17 protein-coding genes are annotated in these 21,654 nt (G+C 69.5%); 9 read left to right on the top strand and 8 right to left on the bottom strand.

Translation table 11 applies throughout. The annotated features are described in order from the left end of the window. Positions 1 to 62: 62 nt before the first annotated feature. Complete coding sequence (locus A7B20_RS07195; RefSeq protein WP_102107885.1) at positions 63 to 1,082, top strand: ribose-phosphate pyrophosphokinase; 1,020 nt, start codon at positions 63 to 65, stop codon at positions 1,080 to 1,082. 4 nt (positions 1,083 to 1,086) lie between these two features. On the opposite strand, the gene A7B20_RS07190 is transcribed toward A7B20_RS07195, so the two are convergent. From A7B20_RS07190 to A7B20_RS07180, 3 genes are read right to left on the bottom strand one after another with little or no spacing between them, the layout of a single operon-like run. Further along, complete coding sequence (locus A7B20_RS07190) at positions 1,087 to 1,497, bottom strand: ASCH domain-containing protein (protein WP_102107884.1); 411 nt, start codon at positions 1,495 to 1,497, stop codon at positions 1,087 to 1,089. Continuing rightward, entirely contained in the window at positions 1,494 to 1,829 is a 336-nt protein-coding gene (locus A7B20_RS07185) for a hypothetical protein (RefSeq protein WP_102107883.1), read from the bottom strand. The genes A7B20_RS07190 and A7B20_RS07185 overlap by 4 nt, the downstream gene beginning before the upstream one ends. Beyond that, complete coding sequence (locus A7B20_RS07180; RefSeq protein ID WP_102107882.1) at positions 1,829 to 2,992, bottom strand: acyl-CoA dehydrogenase family protein; 1,164 nt, start codon at positions 2,990 to 2,992, stop codon at positions 1,829 to 1,831. The genes A7B20_RS07185 and A7B20_RS07180 overlap by 1 nt, the downstream gene beginning before the upstream one ends. A 325-nt stretch (positions 2,993 to 3,317) precedes the next feature. On the opposite strand from A7B20_RS07180, the gene A7B20_RS07175 reads away from it, so the two are divergent. Next, positions 3,318 to 5,075, top strand: a complete 1,758-nt coding sequence (locus A7B20_RS07175) for an ABC transporter ATP-binding protein (protein ID WP_102107881.1) — start codon at positions 3,318 to 3,320, stop codon at positions 5,073 to 5,075. Between the two features lie 50 nt (positions 5,076 to 5,125). Here the strand turns inward: A7B20_RS07175 and argE are convergent, their stop codons facing one another. Then, on the bottom strand, positions 5,126 to 6,286 hold the full coding sequence (gene argE / locus A7B20_RS07170) for an acetylornithine deacetylase (protein WP_102107880.1): 1,161 nt from the start codon (positions 6,284 to 6,286) through the stop codon (positions 5,126 to 5,128). A gap of 103 nt (positions 6,287 to 6,389) precedes the next feature. Between argE and A7B20_RS07165 the strand changes: the two genes are divergently transcribed. The 5 genes from A7B20_RS07165 (at position 6,390) to A7B20_RS07145 (ending at position 12,050) form a co-directional block, all read left to right on the top strand. After that, complete coding sequence (locus A7B20_RS07165; RefSeq protein ID WP_102107879.1) at positions 6,390 to 7,760, top strand: aminotransferase; 1,371 nt, start codon at positions 6,390 to 6,392, stop codon at positions 7,758 to 7,760. Next, a complete protein-coding gene (locus A7B20_RS07160) occupies positions 7,688 to 8,269 on the top strand; it encodes a methylated-DNA--[protein]-cysteine S-methyltransferase (RefSeq protein ID WP_342747235.1) in 582 nt (193 codons plus the stop codon). Before A7B20_RS07165 ends, A7B20_RS07160 begins: the two co-directional genes overlap by 73 nt. Positions 8,270 to 8,494: 225 nt before the next feature. Then, positions 8,495 to 10,024 carry a sugar ABC transporter ATP-binding protein gene (locus tag A7B20_RS07155; protein ID WP_245866657.1) on the top strand — a complete coding sequence of 510 codons (1,530 nt, stop codon included), beginning with the start codon at positions 8,495 to 8,497 and terminating at the stop codon, positions 10,022 to 10,024. After that, complete coding sequence (locus A7B20_RS07150) at positions 10,021 to 11,028, top strand: ABC transporter permease (RefSeq protein WP_102107877.1); 1,008 nt, start codon at positions 10,021 to 10,023, stop codon at positions 11,026 to 11,028. Before A7B20_RS07155 ends, A7B20_RS07150 begins: the two co-directional genes overlap by 4 nt. A gap of 74 nt (positions 11,029 to 11,102) precedes the next feature. Next, positions 11,103 to 12,050: an ABC transporter substrate-binding protein gene (locus tag A7B20_RS07145; RefSeq protein WP_102107876.1), complete on the top strand. Its 948-nt coding sequence runs from the start codon at positions 11,103 to 11,105 to the stop codon at positions 12,048 to 12,050. An 80-nt stretch (positions 12,051 to 12,130) separates the two neighbouring features. On the opposite strand, the gene A7B20_RS07140 is transcribed toward A7B20_RS07145, so the two are convergent. Then, complete coding sequence (locus tag A7B20_RS07140) at positions 12,131 to 12,559, bottom strand: glyoxalase superfamily protein (RefSeq protein WP_102107875.1); 429 nt, start codon at positions 12,557 to 12,559, stop codon at positions 12,131 to 12,133. 423 nt (positions 12,560 to 12,982) lie between these two features. Here A7B20_RS07140 and A7B20_RS07135 point away from each other — a divergent pair, with 423 nt between their 5' ends. Next, positions 12,983 to 14,773 (top strand): ABC transporter transmembrane domain-containing protein, encoded by a 1,791-nt coding sequence (locus tag A7B20_RS07135; RefSeq protein WP_102107874.1) that lies wholly within the window; start codon positions 12,983 to 12,985, stop codon positions 14,771 to 14,773. A 256-nt stretch (positions 14,774 to 15,029) separates the two neighbouring features. Further along, positions 15,030 to 16,922 carry an acyl-CoA synthetase gene (locus A7B20_RS07130; protein ID WP_102107873.1) on the top strand — a complete coding sequence of 631 codons (1,893 nt, stop codon included), beginning with the start codon at positions 15,030 to 15,032 and terminating at the stop codon, positions 16,920 to 16,922. 124 nt (positions 16,923 to 17,046) lie between these two features. On the opposite strand, the gene ptsP is transcribed toward A7B20_RS07130, so the two are convergent. The 3 genes from ptsP to A7B20_RS07115 all read right to left on the bottom strand — a co-directional run bounded on the left by ptsP (position 17,047) and on the right by A7B20_RS07115 (position 21,649). Beyond that, positions 17,047 to 19,305, bottom strand: coding sequence for a phosphoenolpyruvate--protein phosphotransferase (gene ptsP, locus A7B20_RS07125; protein ID WP_102107872.1), 2,259 nt, complete (start codon positions 19,303 to 19,305; stop codon positions 17,047 to 17,049). Between the two features lie 232 nt (positions 19,306 to 19,537). Then, positions 19,538 to 20,293, bottom strand: coding sequence for an SDR family oxidoreductase (locus A7B20_RS07120; RefSeq protein WP_102107871.1), 756 nt, complete (start codon positions 20,291 to 20,293; stop codon positions 19,538 to 19,540). Positions 20,294 to 20,413: 120 nt separating this feature from the next. Further along, positions 20,414 to 21,649, bottom strand: coding sequence for an aspartate kinase (locus tag A7B20_RS07115; protein WP_102107870.1), 1,236 nt, complete (start codon positions 21,647 to 21,649; stop codon positions 20,414 to 20,416). Between the last annotated feature and the right edge of the window lie 5 nt (positions 21,650 to 21,654).

Here is a 21,654-nt window from a genome sequence, read left to right as displayed (position 1 = left end):
CCATGCTAAGCGGTGTCAACGTGTCGATTCCCCGGCCGCCGCTACCTCGGGACCCCTGAAAAATGCCATCCATGATCGAACCGAAACTCATCTCGGGCAACTCCAACCGTACCCTTGCCACCGCCATCGCCCGGCGGATGTCGATGCACCGCGGCATCGGGGTGAAGCTGGTCGATGCCCGGGTCGAACGGTTCAACGACGCCGAGATCTTCGTCGAGGTGTTCGAGAACGTCCGCGGCGAGGACATGTTCATCATCCAGCCCACCAGCAATCCCGCCAACGACAACCTGATGGAGCTGCTGATCATCACCGACGCGCTGCGCCGGTCGTCGGCGGCGCGGATCACCGCGGTGATCCCCTACTTCGGCTATGCCCGGCAGGACCGCCGCACCAAGGCGAGAACGCCGATCACCGCCAAGCTGATCGCGAACATGATGGTCGAGGCGGGGATCGAGCGGATCCTGACGATGGACCTGCACGCCGCGCAGATCCAGGGCTTCTTCGACATTCCCGTCGACAACCTCTATGCCGCGCCGGTCTTCGCGCTGGACATCCAGCACCAGTTTAAGGGCCGCCTGGGCGAGATCACCGTGGTCTCGCCCGACGTCGGCGGGGTGGGCCGCGCGCGGGAACTGGCACAGCGGATCGGCGTGCCCCTCTCGATCGTCGACAAGCGGCGCGAGAAGGCGGGCGAGGTGGCCGAGATGACCGTGATCGGCGACGTGACGGGGCAGACCTGCATCATCGTCGACGACATCTGCGACACCGCCGGCACGCTCTGCAAGGCGGCCGAGGTGCTGATCAAGGCCGGCGCGAAGGAGGTCCACTCCTACATCACCCACGGCGTGCTGTCCGGCCCGGCGGTGGAGCGGATCGCGAATTCCGTCATGAAGAGCCTCGTCATCACCGACTCCATCGAGGCAACCGAGGCGGTCCGGACCGCGCAGAACATCCGCATCGTGCCGACCGCGCCGATGTTCGCGCAGGCGATCCTGAACATCTGGAACGGCACGTCGGTGTCCTCGCTTTTCGACCCGGCGACTCTGGGGCCGATCTACGAGGGGATGTATTCCTCGCACTGAGGGCTCAGGCCAGATCCTCGATCAGGCGGAAGCGCTCGCAGACCAGCATCATGTCGGGCGCGAAGCCGCCGTTGCGCTCGAAATAGGCGCGGTGGCCCTCCTGCCATCCCTCCAGCGTCTCGTCCTCGCCCTCGGCGAGGGCGAAACCGGCGTCGACGTCGCAGAAGCGCCGCCGCGTCACCTCCAGTGTCTCGATCACCAGGGCCGCGTTGCCGTCCCAGTCGAGCGCGATGTCGCGCCGTCCGGCCACGGGCAGGGCTTCGCCGCCTGCCTCGAAGTCCCGCAGCGCGCCGCAGGTCGCCGTCTTGCGCCCCTCCCGCACCAGCGCCAGCAGCCTGTCGCAAAGCGCGCGGTTGTCGCCGAAGGTGAAGGTCTCCGCCCCCGGGTACAGCGCCTTCGCCTGTTCCGGGCTCATGCGTCCGGTCCCTTGCCCAGCGGATTCACCAGCCCGCCGTCGCGCCCGACGCTGTAGATCCGCTGATCGGCCCCGGACCCGCAGCGCACCACGATCCACACCTTGCCCTCGCCCGGCACCCCCAGGCATTCCACATGCCGCCCGCCGGTTTCCGAGGCATAGACCTCGGCATAGGCCTGGAGCACGTCGGTCTCGGTCAGCGCCGCCACGTCGCGGCCGCGGGAATAGCCCAGCACCCCCGCGGCGAGGCAGAGTATCGCGATGACCCACAGGAGCGAGCGCGGCAGGTTCACCGCGGCACCGCCCTGGAGGTATTTCGGGGCCTCCCGCATCACCCCATCGCTCCCATCATCTCGCGCCCTATCAGCATCCGCCGGATTTCCGAGGTGCCCGCACCGATCTCCATGAGCTTCGCATCACGGAAGATGCGCGACACCGCGCTGTCGTTCAGGAAGCCCGCGCCGCCCATCGCCTGCACCGCCTGGTGGGCGACGGTCATCGCCTCCTCCGACGCATAAAGCACGCAGGCCGCCGCGTCCTGCCGTGTTACCTCGCCCCGGTCGCAGGCGGCGGCGACGGCATAGACATAGGCGCGGGCGGACCCGAGCTTGGTGTAGATGTCGGCGATCTTGCCCTGCATCAGCTGGAAATTCCCGATCGGCTGACCGAACTGCTTTCGCTCGGCCATGTAGGGCATGATCTCGTCCAGGCAGGCCGCCATGATCCCGGTGCCGATCCCGCTGAGGACCACCCGCTCGTAATCGAGGCCGGACATCAGCACCCGGACTCCCCGGCCTTCCTCGCCCAGCACGTTCTCGAACGGCACCTCGACGTTCTCGAACACCAGCTCGGCGGTGTTCGATCCGCGCATCCCCAGCTTGTCGAAATGCGGCGAGGTGGAGAAGCCGGCCATCTCCCGCTCGATGATGAAGGCGGTGATGCCCTTGCTGCCCGCCTCGGGGTCGGTCTTGGCATAGACGATCAGCGTGTCGGCGTCGGGGCCGTTGGTGATCCAGTACTTCGTCCCGTTCAGGCTGTAGTACCCGTTCCGCTTCTCGGCGCGAAGCTTCATCGACACCACGTCCGACCCGGCGCCCGCCTCGGACATGGCCAGCGCCCCGACGTGTTCGCCCGACACGAGCTTCGGCAGGTACTTCGCCTTCTGCTCGGCCGTGCCGTTCAGCGCCAGCTGGTTCACGCAGAGGTTGGAATGGGCGCCGTAGGAGAGAGACACCGAGGCCGAGGCCCGCGCCACCTCCTCCACCGCCACGACGTGGGCGAGATAGCCCAGCCCGGCGCCGCCGTACTCCTCCGGCACCGTGATCCCGAGCAGCCCCAGCTCCCCCATCTCGCGCCACAGCTCGCGCGGCATGTCGTTGTCGCGGTCGATGGCGGCGGCGAGCGGCTTCACCCGGTCCTGCGCCCAGCGGTGGACGGTGTCGCGCAGGGCGTCGATGTCCTCGCCCAGCCCGAACTTCATGGTTGCCGTGAACATGGCCCGCCTCCCCACCTTGAACGCGCTCAGCCTGCCACAGCCCCCGCGCCGCTGTCGAGCGCCCGGCGATGTCCCGCCACGCCGTGTCACACGCGCTTGACTCGCGACACTTTGGCGCACTATGAGCATCGCAGGACAACCATCTGCGCCAGGAGGACGAACATGGACATCGCATTTCGCTTTCTCCCCGGTCGCGACCGCATCCCCGGCTTCGCCACCGCCTGACGACCGCGGGCGCCAACGCCCCCGCCTCGGCCAGACCGTCCGTTTCCCGGACTCCTGAAATCTCCAGTGCAGGACGCGAACCGCGGTTCGCGAGATCACCATGTCCCGTTCCCATTCCCGCGGCGCCTTCGCCCGCGTTCTCTCCTTCGCTTTCGACCTGTGGAAACGCAGGCTCCGGCTTGTCGCGGCGCTGCTGGCGCTGGTGCTGACCTCGACCGCCGCCGATGTCGCGATCCCCGTCGTCACCGGACGCCTCGTGAACGCCGTATCGGCCGATGCCTCGCCCTGGAGCTTCTTCGGCGCCCTGCTGGTGCTCGGCGCCGTCTCCATCGCGGCCAAGATCCTGAGCTATTTCACCATCATCGCCCTGACCGTGCCGACCATGATCGCCGCCGAATCCGAGGCCTTCGCCAGGGTCCAGCGGCTGCCGACGGACTGGCACGCCAACGCCTTCGCGGGCTCGACCGTGCGGCAGATCACCCGCGGCGCCTGGGCGCTCGACGACATGGCCGACGTGCTGCTGCTGGCGCTCCTGCCCTCGACGCTGGTGCTGCTCGGCACCATCGGCACGCTGACGGCCTTCCACTGGCAGGTCGGCCTCGTCGCGCTGCTCGGGGCGGCGCTGTTCGTCACGCTGTCGCTGGTGCTGACGCTGCGCTGGGTGGCCCCGGCGGCCCGGCTGTCGAACGCGCAGGACAGCCGCGTGTCGGGCGCGCTGGCCGACGCCATCACCTCGAACGCCGTGGTGCGCGCCCACGCGGGCGAGACCCGCGAGGAGGCGCGGCTGGCGCGGGTGCTGGAGAAATGGGGCCACCGGACGAAGCGGACCTGGCGGCGCGGCACCGTCTCGGGGCTGATGCAGGACGGCTCGCTCTGGGCACTCAGGGCGGCGGTGCTGGGGAGCGCGCTCCTCGCCTTCGTGCAGGGTGCGGCCGGCGCGGGCGAGATCGCCTTCGTGGTCACCGCGCTCGGGATGCTGGACGGCTACCTGCGGCAGATCGGCCAGCATGTGCGGATGCTCCAGAAATCGGTGAACGATGCCGAGGAGCTGGTCGCGCTCATGTCCGCGCCGCCCGAGCGCGAGGTCGCGAAGGTGCCCGCGCGCGCGCTGCCGCCCGGTGCCGCCACGCTGGCGTTCGAGCGGGTCGACTACGGCTATCACGGGGCCGCCACGCCGCTGTTCACCGGGTTGGACGTGATCATCCCGGCGGGGCAGAAGGTGGGGCTGGTGGGCCGGTCGGGGTCGGGCAAGACGACCTTCGTCAAGCTGATCCAGCGGCTGCACGAGGTCACGGGCGGCGCGATCACGCTCGGCGGGGTCGACATCGCGCAGGTGCCGCTTTCGGAGCTGCGGCGGCAGATCGCCCTTGTCCCGCAGGATCCGGTCCTGTTCCACCGCTCGCTGGCCGACAACATCGCCTATGCGCGGCCCGGCGCGACCCTCCAGGAGGTGCGCGAGGCCGCGGCGCGGGCCGGGGCGGCAGGGTTCATCGACAAGCTGCCCAAGGGCTACAACACCGAGGTCGGCGAGCGGGGCGTGAAGCTTTCGGGCGGCGAACGTCAGCGGGTCGCCATCGCCCGGGCCTTCCTGTCGGACGCGCCGGTTCTGGTGATGGACGAGGCGACCTCCTCGCTCGATTCCGAGGCCGAGGCGCGGGTGGCCGAGGCGGCCGAGCGGCTGATGGTGGGGCGCACCACGCTCGTCATCGCGCACCGGCTGGCGACGGTCGAGCGGATGGACCGGATCCTAGTGTTCGAGCGGGGCCGCATCGTGGAGGACGGCACCCCGGCCGAACTGATGCGGCGGGAAGGCGGGCTCTACCGCGCGCTGCGCCAGCGCCAGACGCTCGCGGCCTGATCCGCCGACACCATCGCCCGGCCCTCCGCAGGGGGGGCCGGACCCGCGGGTCAGCCCCGGTGCAGGTGATCCGCCAGCGCCTCCAGCAGGGCGACGCACTGGCCCAGCTGGTCCACGGACACGAACTCGTCGGGCTTGTGGGCCTGGGCGATGTCGCCGGGGCCGCAGATCACCGTGTCGGTGCCGATCTCCTGGAACAGCCCGGCCTCGGTGCCGAAGGACACGACCCCCGCCCGGTTGGCCCCGGTCAGCCGCGCCACCAGGTCGCGCGCCCGGTTGGCCCGGGTCGGCAGCAGGCCACGCACCTCGCCGACGGTGTCCCGCGCGACCTCGGCGCCGGGGAAAACCTGCCGCATCTCGTCCTGCAGACGTTGTGCGAAGGCATCGGCCGAGACCAGCACGAAAGCCGCGTCGCCGTCGCGGATCGGCCGCATCTCCCAGAACACCTCGGCCGTGCCGGGGATCACGTTGTGGATCTGCCCCGCCGCGATCCGCCCGATGTTCAGCGTCGGCCAGGGCGGCTCGAACGGGCTGTCCTCGGGCGCCCGCGTCTTCAGCGCCTCCCGCAGCTCCAGAAGGTGCATGACATAGCGGCTAGCGTGTTCCGCGCAGTTCACCCCCCGTTCGGGGGCCGAGCCGTGGCCTTCGAGCCCGGTGAACCGCGTCGTGTATTCGTTGCAGCCCTTGTGGCCGTCGATCAGCCCCATCATCGTCGGCTCGCCCACGATGCAGATCTCGGGCACCAGCCCGCGGTCCTTCAGCACATGGGCGAGGTGCTGGCCGCCGATGCAGCCCGTCTCCTCGTCGTAGGTGAAGGCGAAGTGCAGCGGCCGACTCAAGGGCTTCGCGGCGAAGACCGGCGCCAGGGCGAGGCAGGCGGCGAGGAACCCCTTCATGTCGCAGGTGCCCCGCCCGTAAAGCCGCCCGTCGCGCGCGACCATCTCGAACGGGTCGCTCGTCCAGGGCTGGTCGGCCACCGGCACCACATCGGAATGGCCCGACAGCAGGATGCCCCCCGGCCCCTCGGGCCCGAGCGAGGCGAAGAGGTTGGCCTTCGTCCCTTCGCCGTTCGGCTGAACGTCGATCCGCGCCCCGGCCTCCGACAGGATCCCGGCCATGTGCGCGATCATGGCGAGGTTGCTGTCCGAGGAGACGGTCGGGAACGCCACGAGGCGGGCGAGGTGGGCGATGGTGTCGTCGAGGCGGCTCATGCCCCGATCCAACACCAGATGCGCGCGCCGGGCCAGTGGCGTTTGCGCTTTCCCCCGCCGCCGCCTAGTCTGCCGCCACAACACAGAACCCGAGGTTTTTGACATGCTCCGCAATGACGCGCTCGACGAATGGGACCGCAACTCGATGCTGCACCCCTCCACCCACTGGGCCCAGCACAGCCGGGGGGAAAGCGCGACGCGGATCATGGCGGGGGGCGAGGGAGTCTATGTCGAGGACCGCGACGGCAACCGGATGCTCGACGGCTTTGCGGGGCTCTACTGCGTCAACGTCGGCTACGGCCGCCAGCAGATCGCCGAGGCGATTTCCGAGCAGGCGAGAAAGCTCGCCTATTTCCACGCCTACGCGGGCCATTCGACAGAGGCCTCGGTGACGCTCGCCCAGATGGTGATCGACCGCGCGCCTCCGGGGATGAGCAAGATCTACTTCGGCATGGGCGGCTCGGACGCGAACGAGACCAACGTGAAGCTGGTCTGGGCGATGAACAACATCCTCGGCCGCCCCGAGAAGAAGAAAATCATCGCCCGCTGGCGCGGCTACCACGGCTCGGGCCTCATCACCGGCTCGCTCACCGGCCTCCAGCTGTTCCACAAGACCTTCGACCTGCCGCTGCCGGGCTTCCTGCACACCGAGGCGCCGTATTTCTACCGCCGCGAAGACCGCTCGATGGACGAGGAGGCGTTCACCGCGCACCTGATCGCCGAGCTCGAGGCGCTGATCGAGCGTGAGGGCGCCGACACCATCGCCGCCTTCTGGGCCGAGCCGATCCTCGGCACCGGCGGCATCGTGCCGCCGCCGAAGGGCTACTGGGAGGGCGTGCAGAAGGTGCTGAAGAAGCACGACATCCTGCTGGTCGTAGACGAGGTGGTGACCGGCTTCGGGCGCATGGGCACGATGTTCGGCTCGGAATACTACGGCATCAAGCCGGACCTGATGACCATCGCCAAGGGCCTGACGTCGGCCTACGCCCCGCTGTCGGGGTCGATCCTGTCCGAGGGCGTCGCGAAGGTGCTGGAGGAGGGGACGGACCGGAACGGGCCCATGGGCCACGGCTGGACCTATTCCGCACACCCGATCGGCGCCGCCGCCGGGGTCGCCAACCTCAAGCTGGTGGACGAGTTGGGGCTGGTCGCCAACGCCGCCAAGGTCGGCCCCTACCTGGTCGAGCAGATGCGCGCCGCGCTCGGCGATCACAGGCATGTCGGCGAGGTCAGGGGCGACGGGATGCTCTGCGCGGTGGAACTGGTCGAGGACCGGGACGACGCCGTGTTCTTCGACCCGGCGAAGAAGAAGGGTCCCCAGGTCATCGCGGCCATGGCCGAGAAGGGCGTGATCGCCCGCGCCATGCCGCAGAGCGATTCGCTCGGCTTCGCGCCGCCGCTCTGCCTGACCCGCGACGAGGCGGACAAGATCGTGGCGGCGACGAAGGCCGCGGTCGAGCAGGTGCTGGGCTGAGCGGCACGCTCTACACCCACATCGACAGCCCCGTCGGCCCGCTGCTGGCCGCCGGGGACGCCGCCGGGCTGCGTCTGCTGAGCTTCCCCGAAGGCTCCCGCGCCGTCGCCCCGGACCCCGGATGGCGGCGCGACGACGCGGCCTTCGACGACCTGCGCGCCCAGTTTGCCGCCTATTTCGCCGGCACCCTGCGCAGCTTCGACCTGCCCCTCGCACCGCGCGGCACCGACTTCCGCCGCCGGGTCTGGGCGCTGCTGTCGGCGATCCCCTATGGCGAGACCCGCAGCTACGGCCAGATCGCCCGGGCGCTCGGCGATCCCGGGGCGAGCCGCGCGGTGGGGGCCGCGAACGGCGCCAATCCCCTGCCGATCATCGTGCCCTGCCACCGGGTGATCGGCGCCAACGGCGCGCTGACCGGCTTCGGCGGCGGGCTGCCGGTCAAGACCTTCCTGCTGGAGCACGAGGCGCGCGTCGCGGGCGGGCTGAACGGCCAGCCGAGCCTTCTCTGACCCGGCGCGCCTCTTGCCAACCATGTGCGTTGACGAACGAATTTTGCCGCCCTAGCGTGCCAAGGCCGGAGCGGTTCAGGACCGCCCGGACCGATCCGCGGCGGCGGGGAGCACGGGGCCGGAGAGCCCTGCACCCTTGTTAAAATGCCGCGGTCATCGGGGAGGCGGCGGCGTCCTGCCGGGGATGCCGTCTTACCGGACACCTGCGATTTGGGAGGATCGCCCGTGACCGACACCATCGTCGCGATGAAGGGGATCGAGAAGCGGTTCCCCGGCGTCCACGCGCTGAAGGCGGTGGATTTCGACCTGCGCGCGGGCGAGGTCCACGCGCTGATGGGCGAGAACGGCGCGGGCAAGTCGACGCTGATGAAGATCCTCTCGGGGATCTATGCCCGCGACGGCGGCACGCTGAGGATCATGGGGCAGGACGCCGCCCCGACAAGCCCGCGCGAGGCGCAGGCGCTGGGGATCGGGATCATCCACCAGGAACTGGCGCTGATGAACGACCTGACCGCGGCGCAGAACATCTTCATCGGGCGCGAGCCGCGGAAAAGCCTCGGGCGTCTGGACGAACGGCAGCTGAACGCCGATGCCGCCGCGATCTTCGCCTCGATGAACCTGAACCTCGCGCCGACGACGCGGGTGGGCGGCCTGACGATCGCCAAACAGCAGATGATCGAGATCGCCAAGGCGCTGTCGTTCCGCTCCCGGATCCTGGTGATGGACGAGCCGACCGCGGCGCTGAACGACGCCGAGATCGCCGAGCTGTTCGTCATCATCCGGCGGCTGAAGGCGGAAGGCGTCGGGATCATCTACATCTCGCACAAGATGGACGAGCTGAAACGGATCGCCGATCGGGTGACGGTGATGCGCGACGGGGCCCATGTCGGCACCGTGGATGCGGCGGAGACGCCGGTGTCGAGGATCATCTCGATGATGGTCGGCCGCGAGGTGGGCGAGGAGTTCGTCGCCCCGCCCGACCTCTCGGCCGCGCCGGTCGCGCTGGAGGTGAGGGGGCTGTGCCGGGGGCGGGAGATCCGCGACGTGTCCTTTTCCGTCCGGAAGGGCGAGATCCTGGGCTTCGCGGGCCTGATGGGCGCAGGGCGGACCGAGGTGGCGCGGGCGATCTTCGGCGCCGATCCGCTGGACGCGGGCGAGGTCTTCGTCGAGGGCCGCAAGACCGACATCCGCTCGCCGCACGACGCGGTGCGGGCGGGGATCGGCTACCTCTCGGAGGACCGCAAGCAGTTCGGGCTGGCCACCGGCATGAACGTGCGCGCCAACATCGCCATGGCCTCGATGCCGCGCTTCACCTCGGCAGCCGGAACGCTGGACGAGGGCGCGATGCGCAGGGTGGCGAAGAATTACATCCAGCGGCTCGGCATCCGCACGCCCTCGGACACGCAGGAGGTGCGGCTTCTGTCCGGAGGCAACCAGCAGAAGGTGGTCATCGCCAAGTGGCTGCTCAGGGACTGCAACATCCTGATCTTCGACGAACCGACCCGCGGCATCGACGTGGGCGCCAAGGCCGAGATCTATCGCCTGCTCCAGGCGCTCGCCGCCGAGGGCAAGGCGATCGTCGTCATCTCGTCCGAACTGCCCGAGGTGATGCGGCTTTCCCACCGGATCGCGGTGATGTGCGAGGGGCGGCTGACCGGGATCCTGCCCGGCGGCCGCGAGACGGGGCAGGAGGACATCATGCACCTGGCGACGCTGCGCGCGCCCGCCATGCAGCCGGAGGGAGCGACCACATGACCGCCATCGATTCAGGGACCAGGCCGGGCGCACTGGCGCGGCTGACGAAATCCGGCGCGCACCAGAAGCTCCTGGCCTTCGCCTCGCTCATGGTGCTGCTGGTGGGCTTCTCGCTCGCCTCGTCGAACTTCATGCAGATGAGCAACATGATCGCCATCCTCCAGGCGACCTCGGTGAACGGGGTGCTGGCGGTGGCGGCAACGCTGGTCATCATCACGGGCGGGATCGACCTGTCGGTCGGCACGCTGATGACCTTCTGCGCCGTGATCGCCGGGGTCGTGCTGACCTACATGGGACTGCCGCTGCCGATGGGCGTGATCGCGGCCATCGCGGCGGGGGCCTTCTGCGGCTTCTGCTCGGGCACCTTCGTCGCCAAGATGAAGATCCCGCCCTTCATCGCCACCCTCGGCATGATGCTGATCCTGAAGGGGCTGTCGCTGGTGATCTCGGGCACCCGGCCGATCTATTTCAACGACACGCCGGGGTTCGACCTGATCTCGCGCGGCTCGCTGATCGGGGCGGTGTTTCCCTGGGCGCCGATCCCGAACGGCGTGCTGATCCTGTTCCTCGTGGCGGGCGGCGCCGCCTGGATCCTCGGGCGCACGGTCCTCGGGCGCTACTGCTTCGCCCTCGGCAGCAACGAGGAGTCCGTGCGCCTGTCCGGCGTCAACACCGACCGCTGGAAGATCGCGATCTACGCGCTGTCGGGCTCGATCTGCGGCGTCGCGGGCATCCTCATCGCCTCGCGCCTGAACTCGGCGCAGCCCGCCCTCGGCCTCGGCTACGAGCTGGAGGCCATCGCCGCGGTGGTGATCGGCGGCACGTCGCTGTCGGGCGGGCGGGGGACGATCCTCGGCACGCTGATCGGGGCACTGATCATGGCGGTGCTGACCAACGGCCTTCGCGTGCTGTCGGTCGCCCAGGAATGGCAGACCGTGGTGACCGGCGCGATCATCATCCTCGCCGTCTATGCCGACATGGCCCGCAAGCGGCGGCAGGCCTGAGACGACCACCAGACATCACAAGACGCCGGCAAGGCGCGCACGAATCGACTGAACGCAAACGGGAGGAGACCCACATGTTCACACGCAGAAGCCTTCTGGGCACCATCGCCGCCACGGCCCTGCTGGCCACCAGCCTGCCGGGGATGGCGCAGGACAAGATGTACATTCCGCTGATCTCGAAAGGGTTCCAGCACCAGTTCTGGCAGGCCGTGAAGGCCGGGGCCGACAAGGCCGCCGCCGAGATGGGCGTCGACATCACCTTCGAGGGGCCGGACACCGAGGCGCAGGTCGACCGCCAGATCGACATGCTGGCCGCGGCGCTGGCCAAGAACCCCACCGCCATCGGCTTCGCCGCGCTCGACAGCCAGGCCGCGATCCCGCTGCTGCGCCAGGCGCAGGAGAAGGGGATCCCGGTCGTCGCCTTCGATTCGGGCGTCGACAGCGACATCCCGGTGACGACGGCCAGCACCGACAACGTCGCCGCGGCGGCGCTGGCGGCCGACAAGATGGCCGAGCTGATCGGCGACGAGGGCAAGGTCGCCGTGGTGGCCCATGACCAGACCTCGCGCACGGGCATCGACCGGGTCGACGGCTTCGTCAACCAGATGAAGGACAAGCATCCGAACATCGAGGTGGTGACGGTCCAGTACGGCGGCGGCGACCAGCTGCAATCGACCGAGCTGACCAAGGCGATCCTCACCGCGAACCCCGACCTCAAGGGCATCTTCGGCGCCAATGAGGGCTCGGCCATCGGGGTGGTGAACGGCGTCACCGAGATGAAGCGCGACGACGTGGTGATCATCGGCTACGATTCGGGCCAGGCGCAGATGGACGCGATCCGGAACGGCGTGATGGCGGGCGCGATCACCCAGAACCCGGTCGGCATCGGCTACGAGACGGTGAAGGCCGCCGTGGCCGCGGCCAAGGGCGAGAGCGTCCCGGCCAGCATCGACACCGGCTTCTACTACTACGACAAGTCGAACATCGACGACGCCGACATCAAGGCGGTGCTCTATAACTGAGCCATGCCGTGACGCGGCCCGGTCCCCGGAAACGGGGCCGGGCCTTCTGCTGTCAGAGACGCTGCGACCCGCGCCTGCGTTCAGGTCGCCTTCCGCACCGTCATCTGGGGCGCGCCGTCCGAAGTTTTCCGGCGGCTGCGGCCCTCGGCATCGACGGTGCCGCGGATCCTGTGGCGCCAGTTCGAGAAGCTCGCGAACCGCACCGTGTCGACCGGGCGGTCCAGCCGGATCTCGACGGTGCGAAGGTCGGCCGGACCCGACAGGGCGATGATCTCGCCGCTGTACGCCTGGCCCAGGTAGAGCCCCGTCACCCGGTCTCCGAGTGCCAGCTCCGGCGGGGCGTTGCGCTGCGCCAGCCGGGCCCTGAGGGTGTTCCAGTCGCGGGCACGGTGCTGCCGCGCGACCAGTTCGAGCGCCTGTGCATGACTGACCGGGGTGCCGTCGGCCTCCAGCGCCTGGCGCAATGCCCGTGCCTGCGCCTTGACGGTGTCGAGGGTCGCCGGCGTCATGCCCGGCCCTCCACGCACGCCGGGCCGGACCCGCGCGCGAGAATCCGCGGGGTCCGTTCGACGGGGGCCGCACGGGATCTGGAACATTCGGCTTGTCCGACAGACATCGCCCACTCCTTCGCAAATGCATTCCGGATCGGGAGGGAGCCTGCATTGCCCACCTTCGAAATGCTTCGGGGGTGAGATGTCGTCGCGTTCCGGGCTTCACCGTGACTTTCGTCTGCAGGCGGCAGGTGCCCGGCACCCTGACAGTCGGATACGGCGAACGCGCCGTCCGGACAAGACAAATCCGCAGCCGCCGCGCCGTGCTCCACCCGGCCGCCGGTGGCGGGGCCGGGTCTTCGGGCCATATGCCGCGGCGGGAAAACTTGTCTCGCCGGGGCGGAGCGGGTAAGCCGCAGGCGCAGAACTCAAGAGACGGGCATGGCGGCGGACAAGTATTCAGAGCAGGAGCGGGCGAAATCCCGCAAGATCGGCGCCCTCGGACATCTCTGGCCCTTCCTGCGCCCCTATCGCCGCCTGCTGGCCCTCGCGCTCCTGTCGCTGATCCTGACCGCCTGCGTCTCGCTCGTCCTGCCGATCGCGGTGCGCCGCGTCGTGGACGGGTTCGAGACCTCGGCCGCGAACCTTCTCGACGGCTACTTCCTGGCCGCGCTCGGCATCGCCGGGCTGCTCGCCGTCGGAACCGGCCTGCGCTACTACTTCGTGACCCGGCTGGGCGAGCGGGTGGTGGCCGACATCCGCAAGGCCGTCTTCGACCGCGTGATCGGGATGAGCCCCGCCTTCTACGAGCGGATCATGACCGGCGAAGTGCTGAGCCGGATCACCACCGACACGACGCTGATCCTGTCGGTCATCGGCTCCTCCGTGTCCATCGCGCTCAGGAACGCGCTGATCCTCGTCGGCGGGCTGGTGCTGCTGTTCTTCACCTCGCCGAAGCTGACGCTGATGGTGCTGCTGATCGTGCCCGCGGTGATCGTGCCGATCATCGTGCTCGGCCGCCGCCTGCGTGTGCTCAGCCGCGAGAACCAGGACTGGATCGCCGCCTCCTCCGGCTCGGCCTCGGAGCTGCTGTCCTCGGTACAGACGGTGCAGGCCTTCACCCACGAGGCGATCAGCCGGAAATCCTTCGGCGACGTGACCGAGAAGAGCTTCCAGGTGGCGAAGCGGCGCATCGGCACCCGGGCGGTGATGACGGTGATCGTGATCGCGCTGATCTTCTCCGGCATCGTCGGGGTGCTGTGGATCGGCGCCCGCGACGTGCGCGCCGACCTGATGAGCGTGGGCGAGCTGGTGCAGTTCGTGATCTACGCCGTGATGGTGGCGGGCGCGGTCGCCGCCCTCTCCGAGATCTGGGGCGAACTCCAGCGGGCCGCCGGGGCGACCGAGCGGCTGGTGGAGCTGCTGAACGCGCTCGACACCGTGACCGACCCCGAGACGGCCGCGACCCTCCCGGCACCGGTCAGGGGGGCGCTCAGCTTCGAGGACGTCGTGTTCCACTACCCCGCCCGCCCCAATGCCGCCGCGCTCGACGGCGTGACGCTGGACGTCGCCCCGGGCGAGACGGTGGCGCTGGTCGGCCCCTCTGGCGCGGGCAAGACGACGATCATCCAGCTGCTGCTGCGCTTCTACGATCCCGACGCGGGGACGATCCGGCTCGACGGCGTCGACCTGAAGGACCTGGACCGCGCCGCGTTCCGCCGCCACATGGCGCTGGTGCCGCAGGACCCGGTGATCTTCGCCGCCTCGGCGCGCGAGAACATCCGCTTCGGCCGTCCCTCCGCCACCGATGCCGAGGTCGAGGAGGCCGCCCGCGCCGCCGCCGCCCACGACTTCCTGACCGCGCTGCCCGAGGGCTACGACACCTATGTCGGCGAACGCGGCGTGATGCTGTCGGGCGGCCAGAAGCAGCGCATCGCCATCGCCCGCGCGATCCTGCGCGACGCGCCGGTGCTGCTCCTCGACGAGGCGACATCGGCGCTGGACGCCGAGAGCGAGCGGCTGGTGCAGGTGGCGGTGGACCGGCTCAGCGCCGGGCGCACGACGCTGATCGTGGCGCACCGCCTTGCCACGGTGAAGAAGGCCGACCGGATCGTGGTCTTCGACCAGGGGCGGATCGTCGCCCAGGGCTCCCACGACGCTCTGGTGGCCGAAGGCGGCCTCTACGCCCGCCTCGCCCGGCTCCAGTTCACCGAGGGTCTGGCGGCGGAATAGGCCCACCGCGCCGGATCCGGTTTCCTCGAGGAAACCGGACCATTTTCCTCGAGGAAAATGGCCCCGCCCCGCACCGGCCAAGGGCTGGGTGGCCCGGTTCCGCGCCGCCGGCCGCACCCTGCGTGACCCTTCGTCATCCCGCCCCGTGACGCCACGTTGCGCCCGCGCGCCCGTCTTGCCCTGCGCGGGCTTTGCCAGCATCTTTCCCGCGACAAGAGAGCGGGCGCCAAGCCCGTCCTGCGGAGGAGACTGCACGATGAACCGCCACTTCGCCGGCGCGGCCGACCGCGCCGCCATCGAGGCCGAGGCCCCCTGGGACCAGCGCGACCTGCCGCGCACCATGCACCGCTTCATGGCCGACGTGGCCGCCCGCCACGGCAGCCGCCCGGCGATCACCTTCCAGCTCCAGTCCGGCCCGAAGGACAAGGCCGAGACCCTGACCTGGACGCAGTTCCACCGCCAGACCACCCAGGCCGCCAACCTGTTCCGCGAACTCGGCGTGGGCCCGACCGACGTCGTCGCCTACCTGCTGCCGAACTGCCTCGAAACGGCGGTGACGCTGGTGGGCGGCTGCATCGCGGGCATCGCCAACCCGATCAACCCGCTGCTCGAGGCCGAGCAGATCGCGGCGATCCTGCGCGAGACTAAGGCGAAGGTGCTGGTGACGCTGAAGGCCTTCCCGAAGACCGACGTGCCGCAGAAGGCCGCCGAGGCGGTGAAGCTGGCGCCGAACGTCACGACGGTGCTGGAGGTGGACCTGAACCGCTACCTCACCCCGCCGAAGTCCTGGATCGTGCCGCTGATCCGGCCGAAGAACCCGGTCGCGCACAAGGCGAAGGTGATGGACTTCACCCGCGAGGTGGCGAAGCGCAAAGCCGACGGGCTGACCTTCGACGACCCCGAGGCCGACCGCGTCGCCGCCTATTTCCACACGGGCGGCACCACGGGCATGCCGAAGGTGGCGCAGCACAAGATCTCGGGCATGGTCTACAACGGCTGGCTGGGCGACCGGCTGCTGTTCTCGGAAACCGACAACGTGATCTGCCCGCTGCCGCTGTTCCACGTCTTCGCCTGCCACGTCATCCTGATGGCGATGATCCGCTCCGGCGCCCATGTCGTCTTCCCGACGCCGCAGGGCTATCGCGGCGAGGGGGTGTTCGACAACTTCTGGAAGTTGGTCGAGCGCTGGAAGATCAGCTTCGTCATCACCGTGCCCACGGCGATCTCGGCGCTGATGCAGCGCCCGGTGAATGCCGACATCTCCTCGATCAGGCAGGCGTTCTCCGGCTCCTCGCCGCTGCCGGTCGAGCTCTACAAGCGGTTCGAGGCGGCGACCGGCGTCGCGATCTGCGAGGGCTACGGGCTGACCGAGGCGACCTGCCTGGTCTCGATCAACCCGATCGACGGGACGAAGAAGATCGGCTCGGTCGGCATCCCCTTCCCTTATACCGACGTGAAGATCCTGAAACACTCGCCCGAGGGCGTGATCGAATGCCCCTGCGACAGCGTGGGCGAGATCTGCGTCGCCAACCCGGGCGTCTTTGCCGGCTCGACCTATACCGAGGCCGACAAGAACCACGAGCTGTTCCACTACGACCGCTACCTGCGCACCGGCGATCTGGGCCGGATCGACGCCGACGGCTACATCTGGATCACCGGCCGCGCGAAGGACCTTATCATTCGCGGCGGCCACAACATCGACCCCGCCGAGATCGAGGAGGCGCTGGCCGGCCACGAGGCCGTGGCCATGGTCGGCGCCATCGGCCAGCCCGACGCCTTCGCGGGCGAACTGCCCTGCGCCTATGTCGAGCTGGTGAAGGACGCCGAGTGCACGGCCGAGGAGCTGATGAAATACGCCCGCGAGAAGATCAGCGAGCGGGCGGCGGTGCCGAAATACGTCGAGGTGCTGGACGAGCTGCCGAAGACCGCCGTGGGCAAGGTGTTCAAGCCCGACCTGCGGCGTCGCGCGATCACCCGTGTCTTCGATGCCGCGCTGAAGACCGCGGGCTGCGAGGCGCGCGTCGCCGAGGTGGTCGAGGACAAGAAGCGCGGCCTCGTCGCCCGCCTCTCGGGCCGCGACGCCGCGGGCGCCGACAAGGTGCCCCACGTGATGGGCGAGTTCACGACGCCCTGGGAGTGGGCGGCCTGACGGGACGCCCCTTCGCACCGCCCCCTGCTTCTTCTTCTTTGCCCAAATACTCCGGGGGACGGTGCGCCAGCGCCGCGGGGGCAGGGCCCCCGTCCGCACCCTCCGCCCGCAGGGGGCCGGCGGCCTAGCGGCCCACGGCCCAGCCTTCGGTCGTCAGCCAGTCCATCACCGCGGGCCGCACCGACTGCTCGCCCGAGGCGAAGGCCCGGTCGATGACCGCCTTCACCTCGGTTAGGTCGACGCGGCGCAGCAGGTGCTTCACCGGGCCGATGGAGGCGGGGCGCATCGACAGGGTCCGCAGTCCCATGGCCGCCAGGCACATCGCCTCGAAGGGGCGCCCCGCATCCTCGCCGCAGAAGCTCAGCGGCGTCTCCGTCTCGGCGCAGCGGGCGACAATATGCTCGATCAGCCGCAGGAAGCTGACGTTCAGCGTGTCGTAGCGGCGGCGCACCCGCTCGTTCTCGCGGTCGGCGGCGAAGAAGAACTGCTTCAGGTCGTTGCCGCCGATCGAGATGAAATCCGCCATCTCGAAGAACTGCCGCGGCGCGAAGGCGAGGCTCGGCGTCTCCAGCATCGCGCCGATCCTGTAGTCCGACGGCATCACGTGGCCCAGCCGATCCTCGTTCTCGAGCGCGGCCAGCATGTGCTGGCGGGCATCGCGGAACTCGTCGAACTGGGCGATGAAGGGGAACATGACGTTCAGCGGACGGCCGTTGGCGGCGCGGATCAGCGCCTGGAGCTGCATCCGCATCACACCGGGCTTGTCCAGCCCCACCCGGATCGCCCGCCAGCCGAGCGCCGGGTTCGGCTCGTCCTGGGGCTTCATGTAGGGCAGCACCTTGTCCGAGCCGATGTCGAGGGTGCGGAACACCACCGGCCGCCCCTGGGCGGCGTCCAGCACCCGGGAATAGAGCGCGGCAAGCTCGCCCCGGCGCGGCACCTTCGAGCGGATCAGGAACTGCAGCTCGGTGCGGAACAGGCCCACGCCCTCGGCCCCCGAGCCTTCGAGCGAGGGCAGGTCGGCCATCAGTCCCGCATTCATCATCAGCGCGACCACCGAGCCGCATTTCGCCTGCGCCGGCAACCCGCGCAGCGAGGCATAGCGCTCCTGCGCATGGGCCTGCATGGCGATCTTGTCGCGGAAGGCGTTGGCGACGGTTTCCTCGGGGCGCAGGTGGACGATCCCCTGGTCGCCGTCGACGAGGATCGGGTCGCCGTTCAGCGCCTCGGTGGTGATCCGCTCGGCATGGATCACCAGCGGGATCGCCAGCGCCCGGGCCACGATGGCGGCGTGGCTGCCGACCGAGCCCTGTTCCAAAACCACGCCCTTCAGCGCGCGGCCGTATTCGAGGAGCTCGCCGGGGCCGATGTTGCGGGCGACGAGGATCGGGTTCTCGGGCATCGCGGCGCCGGTCTCGGCCCCCTGGCCGGTCAGGATTCGCAGCAGACGGTTCGACAGGTCGTCGAGGTCCTGCAACCGCTCGCGCAGATAGGCGTCGGGCTGCGAGCGCAGGCGGGCGCGGGCGACCGACTGCTCTTTCTCCACCGCCGCCTCAGCCGAGAGGCCGCGGGCGATGTCCTCTTCCATCCGCCTGAGCCAGCCGCGGGAATTGGCGAACATCCGGTAGGTTTCCAGCACCTGCCGGCTGTCGGTGTCCGTGCCCATCGCGCTGTTCATCAGGTCGTCGACCGAGGTGCGCAGCGACTCCATGGCGGCGTTCAGCCGCTCCTGCTCGCGCGCGGGATCGTCGGCGATGGGATTGGTCACGACGACGCGGGGCTCGTGCAGGTAGACGTGGCCGATGGCCGTGCCTTCCTGGCCGACGGTGCCGCGGAACAGCTCGGGGTTCTTGTGCCGCGCCGTCATCGCCGCGCCGTCGCCGACGAAGGCGCCAAGCTCGGTCATCTCGGCCAGCACCATGGCGACGACTTCCAGGGCATAGACCTCGTCGTCGGAATACTGCCGGGCCTCCTTGCTCTGCACCACGAGGACGCCCAGACGCTCGCCCAGCCGCTGGATCGGCACCCCGAGGAAGGAGGAATAGATCTCTTCCCCCGTCTCCGGCATGAAGCGGAAGCCGCGTTCCTGCGGGGCGTTGGCCGAGTTGATCGGGCGGCCCGACTTCGCGGCGCGCCCCACCAGCCCCTCGCCGAGGCGCATTCGCGTCTGGTGCACCGCCTCCTTCTTCAGGCCCTCGGTGGCACAGAGTTCCAGCGTGTCGGCGTCGCGGAACAGGTAGATCGAGCAGACCTCGGTGTTCATCGAGGTGGCGGTCAGGTGGGTGATCCGGTCGAGCCGCGCCTGCCCGGCCGAATCCTCGGCCAATGCCTCGCGCAGGCGGCCCAGCAGCTTGCGGCTTTCGCTTTCCGTGCTATCGGCCATCCCGTGTCGTCCGTGCTTCCCTCGCGCTGGCGTGAACGCGCGGGCCCGTTAGACCACAACGCGGCGGAGAACGGAACGGGATTCGCGGACAGTCCGTTTCGCGGCCGGTGACGTTCGGGCGGCCCTGCTGCCGATGGTGCATGCGCTTCGGGCGGCGGACCGGGGGTTTCACACCCCCGGACCCCCGTGGAGTATTTCTGCAAAGAAGAAGGGGACTTGGCGGCCGATGCCGTCAGCGACCGCCGGAGACGTCGAGGATCGCGCCGGAGGTGTAGGAGGCGGCTTCGCTCAGCAGCCAGGCCAGCGCCTCGGCCACCTCGGGGGCGCGGCCCGGCCGCTTCATCGGCACCATCTGGGCGACGCGGGCGGCGCGGTCGGGCTGGCCGCCGCTGGCGTGGATCTCGGTCTCGATCACGCCGGGGCGCACGGCGTTGACGCGGATGTTCTGCGGCGCAAGCTCGACGGCCAGACCGGCGGTCAGCGTGTCGATGGCGCCCTTCGACGCTGCATAGTCGACGTATTCGCCGGCCGAGCCGAGGCGGGCGGCGACGGAAGAGACGAAGACGAGCGATGCGGCGGGTTCGCCCATGGGGCGGGGCAGGCGGCGCGCCGCCTCGCGGGCGCAGAGCAGGGCGCCGATCACGTTGGTCTCCACCACGCGGCGCATCCGCTCCAGCGTCATCTCGGCCAGGGCCATGCCCGGGGCGACGATGCCCGCGTTGACCACCACGCCGTCGATCCGGCCGAAGGCGGCTTCGGCGGCGTCGAACAGCGCGAGGGTCGCCGCCTCGTCGGTGGCGTCGCCCTGCACGGCGATCGACTGTCCGCCTGCCGCGCGCACCTCATCCGCGGTGCGTTCGGCGGCCGCGGCATCGGCGCGGTAGTTGACGGCCACGTTCCAGCCCCGCGCCCCGCAGAGCAGGGCGGTCGCCCGCCCGATCCCGCGGGAGGCGCCGGTGATGACGATGGTCTTCGCGGTGTCGGTCATGGTGTGGCCCTTTCGTTGATCCTGGTGCGGGCGGGCGGCGCCGGGACATCCACCCGTGCGGGGCATCGCGGCGCCCGACCTGCCGGGGGCAGGGGGATGCGCCGCGTCCGCCCGGTCCTGTCAGGCCTTTTCCAGCTCGAAGCAGTCGTGCAGCGCCTGCACCGCCAGTTCCATGTACTTGCGGTCAATCAGGACCGAGATCTTGATCTCGGACGTGGTGATGACCTTGATGTTGATGTTCTCGTCCCGGAGGCTTTCGAACATCCGCGCGGCGACGCCCGCGTGGCTGCGCATCCCGATGCCGACGACGCTGACCTTGGCCACGTCCGTGTCCGCCACCAATTCGCTGTAGTCGATCTTGCCCGCCGCCTTCGCCTCGGACATCGCCTTCTCGGCCCGCTTCACCTGGTCGACGGGGCAGGAGAAGGTCATGTCGGTGCGCCCCTCTTCCGAGATGTTCTGCACGATCATGTCCACGTTCACCCCCGCGGCGGCCAGCGGGCCGAAGATCGCGGCGGCGATCCCGGGCTTGTCGGCCACCGAGATCAGGGTCATCTTCGCCTCGTCGCGGGAATAGGCGACACCGGCCACGGCCTTGGATTCCATGATTTCCTCCTCGTCGCAGACAAGCGTGCCCGCGTCCTCGTCATATTCGTCGAAGCTGGACAGCACCCTGAGCTTCACCTTGTAGCGCATCGCAAGCTCGACGGAACGGGTCTGCAGCACCTTCGCGCCGAGCGAGGCAAGCTCCAGCATCTCCTCGAAGGCGATCCTGTCGAGCTTCCTCGCCTTCGAGCTGATCCGGGGATCGGTGGTGTAGACGCCGTCGACGTCGGTGTAGATGTCGCAGCGCACCGCGTCGAAGGCGGCGGCAAAGGCGACGGCGGTGGTGTCCGAGCCGCCGCGGCCCAGCGTGGTGATCCGGCCCTCGGGGCTGACGCCCTGGAAGCCCGCGACGACCGCCACCTTCATGCCCTCGGCGAACTTCACGTCCATGTTGCGGGTCGGGATCTCCTCGATCCGGGCGGCGCCGTGGGCGCCGTTGGTCTTCAGCGGCACCTGCCAGCCCTGCCAGCTGCGGGCCGGGATATCCATTTCCTGGAGCGTCAGCGCCATCAGCCCGGCGGTCACGTTCTCGCCCGAGCTCACGACCGCGTCGTACTCGCGGGCGTCGTAGAAGGGCGAGGTCTCGTTCACCCAGCCCACCAGCTCGTTCGTCTTGCCGGCCATGGCCGAGACGATGACGATCACCTCGTGGCCGTTCGCCACCTCGCGGCCGACCCGCTTCGCTGCCCGCTTGATGCGGTCGAGGGTGGCGACGGAGGTTCCGCCGAATTTCATCACGAGTCGGGTCATGGTCG

Origin of the sequence: Oceaniglobus roseus (assembly GCF_002869745.1) — a bacterium.
Taxonomy (GTDB): domain Bacteria; phylum Pseudomonadota; class Alphaproteobacteria; order Rhodobacterales; family Rhodobacteraceae; genus Oceaniglobus; species Oceaniglobus roseus.
The sequence above is the reverse complement of the archived record's forward strand: the minus strand, read 5'-3'. Positions and strand labels throughout refer to the sequence as shown.

What these genes read in the sequence shown, in the direction of transcription:
- A7B20_RS07195 (WP_102107885.1), top strand. Translation starts at nt 63, where the DNA reads ATGCCATCCATGATCGAACCGAAACTCATCTCGGGCAACTCCAACCGT.
- A7B20_RS07190 (WP_102107884.1), bottom strand. Translation starts at nt 1,497, where the DNA reads ATGAGCCCGGAACAGGCGAAGGCGCTGTACCCGGGGGCGGAGACCTTC.
- A7B20_RS07185 (WP_102107883.1), bottom strand. Translation starts at nt 1,829, where the DNA reads ATGCGGGAGGCCCCGAAATACCTCCAGGGCGGTGCCGCGGTGAACCTG.
- A7B20_RS07180 (WP_102107882.1), bottom strand. Translation starts at nt 2,992, where the DNA reads ATGTTCACGGCAACCATGAAGTTCGGGCTGGGCGAGGACATCGACGCC.
- A7B20_RS07175 (WP_102107881.1), top strand. Translation starts at nt 3,318, where the DNA reads ATGTCCCGTTCCCATTCCCGCGGCGCCTTCGCCCGCGTTCTCTCCTTC.
- argE (WP_102107880.1), bottom strand. Translation starts at nt 6,286, where the DNA reads ATGAGCCGCCTCGACGACACCATCGCCCACCTCGCCCGCCTCGTGGCG.
- A7B20_RS07165 (WP_102107879.1), top strand. Translation starts at nt 6,390, where the DNA reads ATGCTCCGCAATGACGCGCTCGACGAATGGGACCGCAACTCGATGCTG.
- A7B20_RS07150 (WP_102107877.1), top strand. Translation starts at nt 10,021, where the DNA reads ATGACCGCCATCGATTCAGGGACCAGGCCGGGCGCACTGGCGCGGCTG.
- A7B20_RS07145 (WP_102107876.1), top strand. Translation starts at nt 11,103, where the DNA reads ATGTTCACACGCAGAAGCCTTCTGGGCACCATCGCCGCCACGGCCCTG.
- A7B20_RS07140 (WP_102107875.1), bottom strand. Translation starts at nt 12,559, where the DNA reads ATGACGCCGGCGACCCTCGACACCGTCAAGGCGCAGGCACGGGCATTG.
- A7B20_RS07135 (WP_102107874.1), top strand. Translation starts at nt 12,983, where the DNA reads ATGGCGGCGGACAAGTATTCAGAGCAGGAGCGGGCGAAATCCCGCAAG.
- A7B20_RS07130 (WP_102107873.1), top strand. Translation starts at nt 15,030, where the DNA reads ATGAACCGCCACTTCGCCGGCGCGGCCGACCGCGCCGCCATCGAGGCC.
- ptsP (WP_102107872.1), bottom strand. Translation starts at nt 19,305, where the DNA reads ATGGCCGATAGCACGGAAAGCGAAAGCCGCAAGCTGCTGGGCCGCCTG.
- A7B20_RS07120 (WP_102107871.1), bottom strand. Translation starts at nt 20,293, where the DNA reads ATGACCGACACCGCGAAGACCATCGTCATCACCGGCGCCTCCCGCGGG.
- A7B20_RS07115 (WP_102107870.1), bottom strand. Translation starts at nt 21,649, where the DNA reads ATGACCCGACTCGTGATGAAATTCGGCGGAACCTCCGTCGCCACCCTC.